The following is a 12,210-nucleotide window of genomic DNA, read 5'->3' on the forward strand; positions in this document are numbered from 1 at the left end:
CACTCGCCAATAGCTTACCTTCGCTAAATAGTTTGCGCATCCTTCCAGCTAACCCAGCCAGTGGTGTGCATCACATTGTTCGGTTGGTGCCCAAGGGGATCCGAGACCGATGTGGCCGACTCGGTGACAGCACGGACCTAATGCGTTGCGCGCCTGATGGTTCGGGTCACCTGGACTACCGCCACACCGACGACCAGGCCTAGGGGCCAACCGGCCAGCACATCGGTCGGCCAGTGCGCCCCGAGGTAGACCATGGCGACGCCGATCAGCGCGAGGCCCGCCGCCAATGCGGCGACGGCCCAGCCTCGATAACCCGGCGGCCACGGCAGCACGGCGTAGAGGGCCACCGCGAGCGCGGCCGTCATCGCGGCGACCGTCGACGGCATCGAGAAGGCGCCGACGTTGGCGACGGCGAGGTCCGCCGGTGGCCGCGGCCGGGCGATCAACAGCTTCAGTGCCCGGGCCAGCGCCTGCGCGAGCAGTACCGAGGCGCCGATCGTCATCCCCTGCCACCACCAGCGTTTGGCGGCCACCACCGCGAGCCCGACGAATCCGGTGAGCGCCTGGATCGCGTCATTGGTTCCGAAGTCCATCGCCCACCGCGCGACGGCGGTCAACGCGGGAACGCGATGCTGGGCAAGGAACGTCACGATGGTGAGGTCCACGTTTCGATTGTGCCGCGACAGCGCCGCTCGGATTCGGCCCGGCGAACCGCTCGGGATGACGAATTGCCCTTTCCCGATCGCTCCGCCCTGCATAGCATGTGCGCAGCAAGTGTTTTCTCCCGTTGCGTCTTATCCGGGATGCCGGCCGAGCCGACGGCCGTCGAATGCGACTCGCTCCGGTGGTCTCGGGCTACCTCCATAGCTGAACCCAGAATCGCGGTGTGAGCAGATGACAGCATTCCAAGATCGTCGCGGCGGATCGGACGACGACGAGGTCGTCAAGGTGCACGGATTGGTCAAGAGCATCGGGCGGGCCCGGGTGCTGGACGATGTGGGGCTGCGGGTGCACCGCGGTGAGATCCACGCCGTCCTCGGTCCCGACGGTGCGGGCAAGACCACCCTGTTGCGCATTCTGGCGGGCCAGTTGTCCTCCGATGCGGGCACGGTCCTGGTCTTCGGGGTTCAGCCGTGGCGGGAACCGAGCCTGGTGCACCGGCGTACCGCGATGGTGCTCGGCGAGGTGGCGCTGTGGTCGGCGCTCACCGGCGGTGCGGCGATCGAGCGGCTCGCCGCACAACACGGCGGGGTCGATCCGGAACGGCGCGACAGCCTGCTCGCCCTGCTCGGCCTCGACCCGTCCCGTTCGGTGCACCGCCATCACGGTGCGGAACGTCGGAAGCTGGCGCTGGTCGCGGCCCTGTCCGGCCGGGCCGAACTGGTGCTGCTCGACGAGCCGATGGCCGGACTCACCGAGCCGCAGAAGGATTCGCTGCGCCTGTGGCTGCGCACCCGCCGCGCCACCGATCAGACGGTGCTGCTCGCCGGACATGTGCTGTCCGAGCTGGAATCGGCCGCCGACCGGATCACCATCATGCAGCGCGGCCGGGTGGTGGACTCGGGCTCGCCCGCCGAGGTGCGGCAACTCACCAGAACCTTCGTCAGCGCCGAATTGGATTGTCCCGCGCCGGATCTCGAGGACCTCGCGGAGGTGCACAATTTCGTCCGGTATCGCAATACCGTGCACTGCGAGGTGGACACCGACCATCTGGATCAGGTGCTGCGCCGGTTGCTCGACTGCGGGCTGCGCAGCCTGACCAGCCGCCCCGCCACCCTGCAGGACCTGCTGCAGGGCGAACGGATGTCGGTGGGTCGGGTGCTGGCCGAACACGGTTCCGGCAGTTGAGTTTCCGGCGCGGAATATCCCGGTGATTCGCGGGTAATCCGCCGCAGGTGACCAACGGATGGACAGAAGACCCTGTCACGTTCCGTCGTCGACCGGAAGTCTTGATCCGTACCCGACGGTTGTCAGGAGGAATCGCATATGACCGATGGCGCCGCACGAACCGCAACGGCAACGCAACCGCTCTCCCCGCGCCAACTCGACGATCTCCACGCCTGGTGGCGGGCGGCGAATTACCTTTCGGTGGGGCAGATCTTCCTGATGGACAACCCGCTGCTGCGGGAACCGCTGCGCCCCGAGCACATCAAACCGCGCCTGCTCGGCCACTGGGGTACCACGCCGGGCCTGAATTTCATCTACGCCCACCTGAACCGGGTGATCACCGCGCGCGACCTGGACATGATCTATGTGATGGGTCCCGGGCACGGCGGCCCCGGCCCGGTGGCCTCGGCCTGGTTGGAGGGCACCTACAGCGAGGTGTATCCGGAGATCTCGCAGGACGCGGCCGGGATGCGGCGGCTGTTCACCCAATTCTCCTTTCCCGGCGGCATTCCCAGCCATGTCGCGCCCGAGACGCCCGGATCCATTCACGAGGGCGGTGAGCTCGGCTATTCGCTGTCGCACGCGTACGGCGCGACCTTCGACAATCCGGATCTGATCGTCGCCGCCGTCGTCGGTGACGGCGAGGCGGAGACCGGCCCGCTCGCCGCCAGCTGGCATTCCACCAAATTCGTCGATCCGCGCCGGGACGGGGCGGTGCTGCCGATCCTGCACCTCAACGGTTACAAGATCGCCAATCCGACGGTGCTCGCCCGGATCGAGCGCACGGAACTGGATCAGCTGCTGCGCGGCTACGGGTACACCCCGTACTTTGTCGAGGGTTCCGATCCGGAGCCGATGCATCAGGCGTTCGCCGCGACCCTGGACCACTGCCTCGACGAGATCGCGGCCATCCAGCACCGCGCCCGCCACGAGGGCGATCCGGCCCGTCCGCGCTGGCCGATGATCGTGTTCAGCTCGCCGAAGGGCTGGACGGGGCCGAAGACCGTCGACGGCAAGCAGGTCGAAAACTATTGGCGCGCACACCAGGTGCCGTTCGGCGACGCCCGCGCCGACGCGCACCGGGCGGTGCTGGAACATTGGTTGCGCAGTTATCGGCCCGAGGAGCTCTTCGACGCGAACGGCGCCCCGGTGCCGCGCATCCGGGACCTGCATCCGGTGGGCGATCGGCGGATGAGCGCGAATCCGCACACCAATGGCGGCGCCCTGGTGCGCGGCCTGGATCTGCCGGATTTCCGCGACTATGCGGTCGAGGTGAGCCAACCGGGCGCGACGCTGGCCGAGGCCACCCGCGTGCTCGGCGGCTTCCTGCGCGATGTGATGCGTGCGAATTCGACGACCTTCCGCATGTTCGCCCCCGACGAGAACAATTCGAACCGGCTCGATGCCGTCCTCGACGTGACCGATCGCGCCTGGAATGCCGAAACCCTGCCCACCGACGACCATCTCGCGCCCGACGGCCGGGTGATGGAGATACTGTCCGAGCACACCTGCCAGGGCTGGCTGGAAGGCTATCTGCTCACCGGACGGCACGGCCTGTTCTCCTGCTACGAGGCGTTCATCCACATCGTCGACTCGATGTTCAACCAGCACGCCAAATGGCTGCGCACCACCAATCGCATCCCGTGGCGCAGGCCGATACCATCGCTGAATTACCTACTGACATCGCATGTTTGGCGACAGGATCACAACGGCTTCTCGCATCAGGATCCGGGCTTCATCGATCATGTCGTCAACAAGAAGGCCGATGTGATCCGGGTATACCTGCCGCCGGACGCGAATACCCTGCTCTCGGTGGCCGATCACTGCCTGCGCAGCCGCCAGTACGTGAACGTGATCGTCGCGGGTAAGCAGCCCGCGCCGCAGTTCCTCAACATGGCGGACGCGATTGTCCACTGCACCAAGGGAATCGGCATCTGGGAGTGGGCGAGCAGCGATGCGGGCGAGCGTCCTGACGTGATCATGGGCTGCGCGGGCGACGTGCCGACCATGGAAACGCTCGCCGCCGTCGACATTCTGCGAGACCTATTCCCGGACATAAAGATTCGCGTGGTGAACGTGGTGGACCTGATGCGGTTGCAGGACGATCGGGAGCATCCGCACGGCTTGTCCGACCGCGCCTTCGACGCGCTGTTCACCCCCGATGTCCCGGTGGTATTCGCCTATCACGGATATCCGTGGCTGATCCACCGGCTCACCTACCGTCGCGCGAACCATCACAACTTCCACGTCCGCGGTTACAAGGAAGAAGGCACCACCACAACGCCTTTCGATATGTGCGTGCTGAACCAGATCGATCGCTACGATCTCGCGATCGATGTGATCGATCGGGTTGCGCGCCTGCAACCTACGGCCGCGCATGCCCGGGATCACCTGGAGAACAAGCTCATTCAGCACCGCGTCTACATTCGCGAGTACGGCGAGGATCCGCCCGAAATCGTCCGGTGGCGCTGGCGCAGCGCCGATCACCGGCCCGGCGACGGCGGGTGACCCGCGAGTCAGAGTTGTGGTGCGCCATTGGGCATCTCGTCGCGGGCGAGACTCGCCGTGGTAATTCGCTTGGCCGGTGCAGGCCCGCGGCCCTAACGTTCGTCGGATGGATATGAGCGGCCATATCGAATTGCCCGACGGCGCACTGGACAAGGTGGTCGCCGCGCTGCGTGCGTCGTCGCATCCGGAACTGGCGGCGGGGGAGCTGTCGCTGCTCGGCGCCGGAATGGACAGCCTCGCGCTGCGGCTGGACCACGACGGCGAAACGTATGTGCTGCGCTGCCCCTTCGGTCCGGACGGTGCCGAGGGGATCGCGCGGGAGGCGGCCGTGCTGCCCGAACTGGCCGCGACGCTGACGCTGCCGATCCCACGGTTTCTCCTCACCGCGCCGAATCCTCTTGGGCCGGGCCAGTTTTGCCTCTATCCGGCGGTGCCGGGCGAGTCGCTGTCCGAGGCGGAATGGCTGCGGCGCGGCCTGCCGGACTCCGCTGTCATAGTCGGGCAGATCGCGGAATTCCTCACCCAGTCGCATGCGTTCCCGGTGTCGCGGGCCGAACAGCTGGGTGTCGAAATCCGGGATATGCGAACGGATTTCACCGAAGACCTGGATCTGGTCCGGGATCGGGTGCTGCCGTTGCTCGCGCCCGCGTCCGCGCGGGAACTGGAGCGATCGTGGACGAACTACCTCGGTGACGACCGCAACTTCGACTATCGGCCGACGCTGACGCACGCGGATATCAGCCCGGATCATCTGCTCGTCACCGGGGACCGGATCAGCGGCGTCATCGATTTCGGCGACCTCACGATCGGCGATCCGGACTACGATCTGGTCTACCTGTGGACCGATCTCGGCCCGGATTTCGTCGCGAAGGTGCGGCGCCATCGGGGGCTGCCGCTCGACGACCGGCTCTCGGCGAAACTCGGTTTCTGGGCAAAAGCGGATATGACGATCGACGTGTTGCACGGCTTGGAAAACGCGATGCCCGAATTCACCGAGCAAAGCCTGCAAAACCTTGCCGAGGTTCTCGAACGGTCATGACGCCGAACGGTTTGTACGGAATATGAATTCGCCGGCGCGCAATATTGCGAACACCATGATTCGGTAAGTGCCCTATATGCAGCTCGTAGCGATTTTCGGTCATACCGGCGCCGGTCGCGATCGTCGTGCTGAACCGCAAAGCGGCTGGGCGGCAACCACATTCACCGTATACGCCCGGTGGCAACAGTCGGTAGCCCGCAGCCGGACTCGATAATTCGGCGGATGGAAGCGCCGACTGTGGCTAGACTGCTCCGTGTCCACGGTTGAGCAGGCAGCCGTACGGGCATTTCGTCGCGAGCGGCGCGGCTGGGGTGGGTTGCGGTTCTCGTCCGAGTGATCGGAGCGATGACATGGGTGAAAGCTTCACCTACTGTGGGCCGGGTTTGACGGTCGTCACGAAGCTTTCCGAGGCTGGTGTACAGGTTTGTCGGGTACGAGGGGAAGTTGATGTAAGCAACGACCGGCTCCTACGGGATGCGCTGCGATCCATGGCGGTCGCGCCGATCGTCGTCGATCTGACCAGGGTGAGCTTCCTATCCCTGTGCGGCGTGGACGTGCTGCTCGCCGCCGCGCTGCCGGGACGGCGGGTGGAGCTGGTGGTGACCGCTCGTCCGCTGTTGCGAATCCTGGAGCTGTCCGGCGCCACCGCGCATCTGCGGGTCTACAACTGCCTGCAGGACGCGCTGACGGCGCAATCGGTCGGCGGCGTGCCGCTGCTCGCGCTCGATGCGGTCGACGAAAGATGTTGATCGGCACACCATTCCGCCGGTACGCCGGCGCCACCTCGAATATTCACGCACAGGTTCGGGACGGCGATGAGGGGGTACGGCGCACGTGTGGACAGCAGCCGAGCAGGGTCGGGGGGCCACAGCGGTATCCCTCCGGTCGTGCGCGGGTCTGCGAACGACTTCGTCGCCAGCGCGGGTTAGGTTTGATCGGATGTGTTGAACAGCCCGATACGGTGGGAACTGACCGATCTGGCGGACTGTGCGGTCGTGCGGCCGCGCGGCACGCTGGACATGGAGAGTTATCGGTCGTTCCGTGACGATCTGCTGAAGTTCGCGTCGGATCAGCCGCGCGCGATAATCGTGCTGGTCGACGAGCTCGACGTGCGTTCCGAACCGCTGTTGACCGCGTTCACCAGCGCCTGGATGCGGATCGGTGACTGGCCATCGGTGCCGATCGTCGTCGTCGCCGAGGGCGACCGGCTGCGCGGTTGTCTGCAAGCCAGCGCCATTCAGCGTTTCATCGCGATATACGCGGACATGGATGCCGCACTGGATGCGCTGGAACGGCCGCTCCGCCGCAGGCGCACGGTGGTGCCGATGGTGCTGGCCGCCGACACCGCGTCGCGGGCGCGGTACCTGGTGCGGGAGATCTGCGACCATTGGAACATTCCGGATGTCCGGATCGACGCGCAGTTGATCATCACCGAATTGGTCGAGAACGTCATACGGCACACCGAAGCCGTCGAGATCGTCGTGCGGCTGGAACTGCGGACGCAGCTGTTGACCGTCGCCGTCGCCGATCGGGATCCGCGGGAGGCGGTGCTGATCGAGCCGGATCCGGGCCGGAGGCGGCACGGTTTGCACGTGGTGGCCGGGATGGCCCGCGCGTGGGGCTGCCTGCCGCAGTGGCCGACCGGAAAAGTGGTGTGGGCGACGCTGCCGACCGGCCCGCGGCGTCAACTCTTCTGAGCCGCCGCCGGTCGATGAAGGGTTCAGCCCTGTTCGGCGTCTTCGATCGGTTCGAGCACCAGGATCGCACCGGCCGGCGCGCCCGCTCGATCGCGCAGCGATGTGCACACGACGCGCACCACGACGGGACGGCCGCGGCGGTTGATGCCTTTCAGCCTGACCTCGTGACGGTAGTTCGCATCCGTCAGCGCGGGCCGCACGATCGGGCGCAGCTCCGAGACCGGCAGCCCGATATCGAGATTGAGCAGATGCTCGCCCTCGGCCTCCTCCGGCCGCAGCCCCCACAGATCCTCCGCGCCCGCATTCCACACCACGATGCGCATCGAGGTGTCCACCACCAGGATCCCGCCCGGCCATGAACTCATGACCGCGGTGAAGAACTCGTTGACCTCGTCGAGCTCGTTACTGCGTTCGCGCAGTTCGGTATTGATGGTCTGCAGCTCGTCGTTGGTGGACTGGAGTTCCTCGTTGGTGGTCTCCAATTCCTCGTTGGTGGACTGCAATTCCTCGTTCGTCGTCTCCAATTCCTCGACGGTGGACTGGAGTTCCTCGTTGGTCGTCTCCAGCTCCTCGTTCGTGGATTGCAGCTCCTCATACGCCGATTCCCGTTGCGCGTTGGCATGATTCAGCTCGGCGAGCAGCCGGCGCGCGGCCGTGACATCGTGGAAGACCACGGACACGCCGAGCATGATCTCGTTGGCCAGCAGCGGGCTGACGTGCACCTCCAACGTCAGCACCTCGCCGGGGCCGCGCTGCCATTCGATATCCTTCATCCGCAGCGCGCGGCGTTCGTTGCGCACCTGATCGATGTAGGCGCGCAATTCGACCGGCCGGTAAGACAATTCGAGATCGCGCAGCGGACGGCCGACATCGCGGTCGTGCAGACCGAACAGGTGCTTGGCCTGCTCGTTGGCCAGCGTGAGCACATCGTCGTCAGCGAGTACGACCTGTGCTACCGGCCCCGCCGAAAAGACAAGGCTGCGCAACGTTTCCACCTGTTCGATCTCGCGGCGGTCGGGGATCATGGTGCGGCCGAATACGGATCCGACATCGATCCGCGAGGTGGCCATCTTGCGGAAGACCCGCCGCTTCAGATCCACCGGGTCGAAGATGCGGCTGTGACCGAGTAGCATCTCCGCCTTGCCCAGGAACAGAATTCCCCGCGGGCACAACGCGAAATGGAACTTTTCCAGGATTTTGGTCTGGGTTTCGACGGTGAAATACATCAGGGTATTGCGGCACGCCAGCAGATCGATCCGGGAGATCGGTGCGTCCTGCACCAGATCGTTGCGTCCGAATATCACCGAACGCCGCATGTCCTTGCGGAACGAGAACCGAGTGCCGATCGGCTCGAAATAGCGCTGGATCAGCTCCGGCCCGAGCGGGGCCACTTCCTTGTCGGTATAGGTCGCGTGCCGGGCGGTGGTGAGCGCGTCCTCGTCGACATCGGTGGCGTAGATCTTCACCCGCTGCCGGAATTCCTCGATGCCCATCGCCTCGGCGAGCACGACGGCCAGGCTGTAGGCCTCCTCGCCCGAGGCGCAGCCCGCGCACCACACCCGCACCGGATCCTCCGGTCCGCGCTCGGCCAGTATCGTCGGCACCACGCTGGTCTGCAGGTAGTCCCAGGCGTCGGGGTCGCGGAAGAATCCGGTGACATTGATCAAGATGGTGTTGAACAGCGCGACGAATTCATCGGAATTGGCTTGCAGCACATCGAGATATTCGACGTAGTCCTCGACGCCGAGCTGCGCCATCCGGCGATCGACGCGGCGCATGAGACTGCTGCGCTTGTATCCGGTGAAATCGAATCCGCGCGTTTCCTTCAGGTACTGCAGGATCTCTTCGAAACCGTGTGTGGCCGCGGGCGCCTTCTCCTGATCCACAATGCATAACGTACCGGCATGCTCAGCCGCCGTTGTGCCCGACAAGCAACTTCTGCAGAGTTTCGATGGCGCTGGCCTGTTCGGCTCCATGATCGGCGAAGCGGCGGGCCAGTTCCTCGTCCCCGCGCCGGAGCGCGTCGACGCTCATCTTCTCGGCCAGCTGCTGTTTCTCCCGCAACGCGCGCAGCCCCGCCCAGAGCGCCTGTTCTGTCTGCATATTCTTTTCCATCAACAAAGCCTCCACCGTCCAGGCGTGGCCGACCCGGCAGCGAAACCGTTCCCCTCCGGGCAGCGTGAACAGCACGCCGCCGCAGTCGGGGCAGCTGAGCCCGGACGGTTCGGTCAACTGGGTGAGCTCCCGCGCATCCGGCTCCGAGCCCGCATCGATGCGCGTCTCCAGTTCGTCGAGTTCGGTATGCGGCCGATGGGCCGGATCCGGCCGCGAGCGTAGGCTTTTCGCGACCGCGGCGGCGAGTTCGGCCGCGGGCAGCACGAAATCGACCGGTACTCGGGCCAATACGCTTTGGGGCATGCCCGGGTAGAGCGCGTCCTCCGGGGCTTGGACACCGACCAGGCCGCCGCGCGACTTGATCAGCACCGCGCCCGCGGTGCCGTCATCGAGCGATCCGGACAGCACGACACCCGCCACCCGGGGCGTCCACGTCATCGCTGCCGACCGGAACAGCGCATCCACTCCGGGGCGATGGTGATTCTCGGTTGGCCCGTGCGACAACAGAATTCGATGCCGCGTCACCAGCAGATGATGGTCCGGGATCGCGACATAGATGGTTCCCGCCGTCAGCGGCTTACCGTCCGTGGCGCGCACGACGGACAGCGGTCCGACGCGACCGAGGATGGCGGGCAGCGCACTGAACGCGTGCGGAGCCATGTGCAACACCACCAGCACCGCGGCGGAAAGATCGCTCGGCAGGCCACCGACGAACTCGCGCAGCGCCTCGACACCCCCAGCCGATGCGCCGACCACGATCACGTCCGTTGGCGGTGAGATCGGTTGCTCCGCAGTCCGATCGCCCATATCTACCCACCCTACTCGCGATCCGCCCCACCTATCGGCCGTTACCAGCCACCGCACCGGCCCGCAGACGCCCGCAGCCGACGGTCGCTACGCGGCCGAAAACCATCGCGATCGCCTACCTCGAGCACGAGGTCGTGGCGCCGCGCGACGTGCGGATCCCTTCGTCGGCGTAGCGGCGTCGGCCCCTACCAGGCGACTATGATCGCGCTATGAGCAACGGGGGGACCCCAGCTTCTGGTCAGGACCTTTCGGTAGTACCCGAGAAGGTTCGTGAGGTCGGAAAATACGTTTATGAGTTGGCCGAGGCGCTTCGTGCCGCACTCGATTCCGCCGCCAAGGATGTCGCGTCGCTGACCGACGGTAGTTGGACCGGCGATGCGGCCGCGGAGTTTTCCGAGGGTTGGACCGAAGTCCACGATGGCGGCACTCAGATCATGACGGCCTTGACTGGTATGGCGGAAAAGTTAGGGGTTACCGCGGAGACGTACAGAGCCCGCGATGAAAGCACCGCTGCCGGGTTGAACACCTCGAGTCTGGATCTGCCATGAGTTCTGAGTTCTCGGTCGATCTGGACCATCTCGATCAGATCGTGGCACGCCTGTCGGGCCTGGCCGGGTTCGTCGGCGAGCATCTCGACGAGATCGACGAACGGGTGGCCACCCTGACCGGCGGCGATTGGGAAGGTGCTGCCGCGCGAGCGTATGCCGAGGCGCACGCACAATGGGCCATCGGCGCACGTGAATTCGTCGAGGGTGTACGTGAAATGAGTGCCGCGGCCAAGGCCGCGCACGCGCGCTATTCCCGTGCCGTCGATACGAACTACAAAATGTTCAATCAGGGATGAGCGACCGTGGGTGAACTGGTTATCGACTGGCAGGTCTACTACGAGGCCGCCATGAAATGTCACGCCCTAGCCGCGGATCTTCGCGTGGCCGACAAACCGGTTCATGACGCGGTCAAGGGTGAGTGTGCGGGCATGGCAGGGGATGCGCCGGGCTGCGAGCAATGGGGAAAGGCCTACGACAGCGCCGCCCAGACCACGATGCAGACCTGCACCAACCTGGCCGACGCACTTACAAACCTGGGCTACATGCTCTACGCGGCCGGATACAACTGGGCGCACGCCAACAAATCCAAACCGATGCCACATCGCCCCAAGGTAGTGGCTATGTCGGAATACAAGGTGTCGATTCCGACCTCGGTAGGCAAGAACGGAAACGGAGTCACCGAAGGCGACGGCAGTGTCCCGGGCTTCTACGATGCCCTGGTCGGGAAGATCCAGCAGGAATTCGGCCACGATCTGCCGAACGGCCATAAGGACAAGCTCGAAAAGGCCACATCCACCTGGAAAACATTCTCCGAACACGCCACGATCACCGGCGCTGCGGGCCGGATTACCGAGATCATCAACCTGTTCGACGTGATCAAGGATAAGAGTGGTGGCCTCGACGCCCTCCTCGGACACCTCAACACGACCAAGGACGCCGCGACACAACTTGCCGCCGCCACGGTGAACGTCGCCGCACCCGTCGGAGAGTACAGCACCGCGACCTCCGAGGTGCGCACCAAATTCAAGGATGCCGTTACCAATGCGCTGATAGCGGCCGGAGCGACTGTCGTCATCGGTATCGCGGCCACCTGGATTACCGCCGCTCTCAGCGATGTCGCTGCCGGTGCCGGTGTCGTGGTGATCGCCGGCAACACCGCCAGGGTGCTCAAAAGCGCGTGGGATACGAGCAAACTCATCAAGATAATCGGGTCTGCGGCGGCGGTCGCGGGTGCCACAGCCGCTGCGGTCACGGCGTTCAAAGACGTCGACCTCACCCAAGAAGCGACGAAACTCGCCGGTATCATCCTCATGAAGGTTTTCATCGACGAGGCGGAAGACGGCGAAATCGATGAAAATGACCCCGCTTACAATTTCGAGGGCACCGGTTACTCGATGGAAGAGCTTGCGGAATTCGCTCGCGGTCACGCCGGCGACGATAATCCGGCAATGGGACGCCCATCGCTCCGTGAAATCGAAGATGCGTTGCAGAACGGGAAAAAATCGCCAGGTAGCGGGAATTCGGTCCGATACGACTACAACGGCGTCAGGGTAATCGTCAACCGTGATGTTCCCTGGAAATCGACAACCTACTACCCAAGCAGGTGATT

The 12,210-nt window shown here is 65.0% G+C and carries 11 protein-coding genes; 8 read left to right on the top strand and 3 right to left on the bottom strand.

Going from position 1 to position 12,210, the window contains the following annotated elements; all coding sequences use genetic code 11:
• Positions 1 to 137: 137 nt before the first annotated feature.
• Positions 138 to 665: a phosphatase PAP2 family protein gene (locus tag F5544_RS08720; protein WP_167472716.1), complete on the bottom strand. Its 528-nt coding sequence runs from the start codon at positions 663 to 665 to the stop codon at positions 138 to 140.
• A 229-nt stretch (positions 666 to 894) separates the two neighbouring features.
• Between F5544_RS08720 and F5544_RS08725 the strand changes: the two genes are divergently transcribed.
• The 5 genes from F5544_RS08725 (at position 895) to F5544_RS08745 (ending at position 7,131) form a co-directional block, all read left to right on the top strand.
• The gene (locus tag F5544_RS08725) at positions 895 to 1,848 is read left to right on the top strand and encodes an ABC transporter ATP-binding protein (RefSeq protein ID WP_167472717.1); all 954 of its coding nucleotides are present in this window, start codon (positions 895 to 897) and stop codon (positions 1,846 to 1,848) included.
• A gap of 138 nt (positions 1,849 to 1,986) precedes the next feature.
• Entirely contained in the window at positions 1,987 to 4,395 is a 2,409-nt protein-coding gene (locus tag F5544_RS08730) for a phosphoketolase family protein (protein WP_167472718.1), read from the top strand.
• Between the two features lie 106 nt (positions 4,396 to 4,501).
• Positions 4,502 to 5,434, top strand: a complete 933-nt coding sequence (locus F5544_RS08735) for a phosphotransferase (protein WP_167472719.1) — start codon at positions 4,502 to 4,504, stop codon at positions 5,432 to 5,434.
• A gap of 350 nt (positions 5,435 to 5,784) precedes the next feature.
• Entirely contained in the window at positions 5,785 to 6,183 is a 399-nt protein-coding gene (locus tag F5544_RS08740; protein ID WP_342760415.1) for an STAS domain-containing protein, read from the top strand.
• A gap of 192 nt (positions 6,184 to 6,375) precedes the next feature.
• Positions 6,376 to 7,131, top strand: coding sequence for an ATP-binding protein (locus F5544_RS08745; protein ID WP_167472721.1), 756 nt, complete (start codon positions 6,376 to 6,378; stop codon positions 7,129 to 7,131).
• 23 nt (positions 7,132 to 7,154) lie between these two features.
• Here the strand turns inward: F5544_RS08745 and F5544_RS08750 are convergent, their stop codons facing one another.
• Both F5544_RS08750 and F5544_RS08755 read right to left on the bottom strand, forming a co-directional pair.
• Positions 7,155 to 9,017 carry a CheR family methyltransferase gene (locus F5544_RS08750; RefSeq protein ID WP_167472722.1) on the bottom strand — a complete coding sequence of 621 codons (1,863 nt, stop codon included), beginning with the start codon at positions 9,015 to 9,017 and terminating at the stop codon, positions 7,155 to 7,157.
• 22 nt (positions 9,018 to 9,039) lie between these two features.
• Entirely contained in the window at positions 9,040 to 10,053 is a 1,014-nt protein-coding gene (locus tag F5544_RS08755; protein WP_203217504.1) for a chemotaxis protein CheB, read from the bottom strand.
• 209 nt (positions 10,054 to 10,262) lie between these two features.
• Between F5544_RS08755 and F5544_RS08760 the strand changes: the two genes are divergently transcribed.
• The 3 genes from F5544_RS08760 to F5544_RS08770 are packed head-to-tail and all read left to right on the top strand — an operon-like array spanning position 10,263 to position 12,208.
• On the top strand, positions 10,263 to 10,601 hold the full coding sequence (locus F5544_RS08760; protein ID WP_167472723.1) for a WXG100 family type VII secretion target: 339 nt from the start codon (positions 10,263 to 10,265) through the stop codon (positions 10,599 to 10,601).
• A complete protein-coding gene (locus tag F5544_RS08765) occupies positions 10,598 to 10,897 on the top strand; it encodes a WXG100 family type VII secretion target (RefSeq protein ID WP_167472724.1) in 300 nt (99 codons plus the stop codon). The genes F5544_RS08760 and F5544_RS08765 overlap by 4 nt, the downstream gene beginning before the upstream one ends.
• 6 nt (positions 10,898 to 10,903) lie before the next feature.
• The gene (locus F5544_RS08770) at positions 10,904 to 12,208 is read left to right on the top strand and encodes a hypothetical protein (protein ID WP_238847159.1); all 1,305 of its coding nucleotides are present in this window, start codon (positions 10,904 to 10,906) and stop codon (positions 12,206 to 12,208) included.
• Positions 12,209 to 12,210 lie beyond the last annotated feature (2 nt).

Source organism: Nocardia arthritidis (genome assembly GCF_011801145.1).
GTDB classification, from domain to species: Bacteria; Actinomycetota; Actinomycetes; order Mycobacteriales; family Mycobacteriaceae; genus Nocardia; species Nocardia arthritidis_A.

Bases quoted from the DNA above. Each gene is read 5' to 3' on its own strand.
- F5544_RS08725 (WP_167472717.1), top strand. From the start codon at position 895: ATGACAGCATTCCAAGATCGTCGCGGCGGATCGGACGACGACGAGGTC.
- F5544_RS08730 (WP_167472718.1), top strand. From the start codon at position 1,987: ATGACCGATGGCGCCGCACGAACCGCAACGGCAACGCAACCGCTCTCC.
- F5544_RS08735 (WP_167472719.1), top strand. From the start codon at position 4,502: ATGGATATGAGCGGCCATATCGAATTGCCCGACGGCGCACTGGACAAG.
- F5544_RS08740 (WP_342760415.1), top strand. From the start codon at position 5,785: ATGGGTGAAAGCTTCACCTACTGTGGGCCGGGTTTGACGGTCGTCACG.
- F5544_RS08755 (WP_203217504.1), bottom strand. From the start codon at position 10,053: ATGGGCGATCGGACTGCGGAGCAACCGATCTCACCGCCAACGGACGTG.
- F5544_RS08760 (WP_167472723.1), top strand. From the start codon at position 10,263: ATGAGCAACGGGGGGACCCCAGCTTCTGGTCAGGACCTTTCGGTAGTA.
- F5544_RS08765 (WP_167472724.1), top strand. From the start codon at position 10,598: ATGAGTTCTGAGTTCTCGGTCGATCTGGACCATCTCGATCAGATCGTG.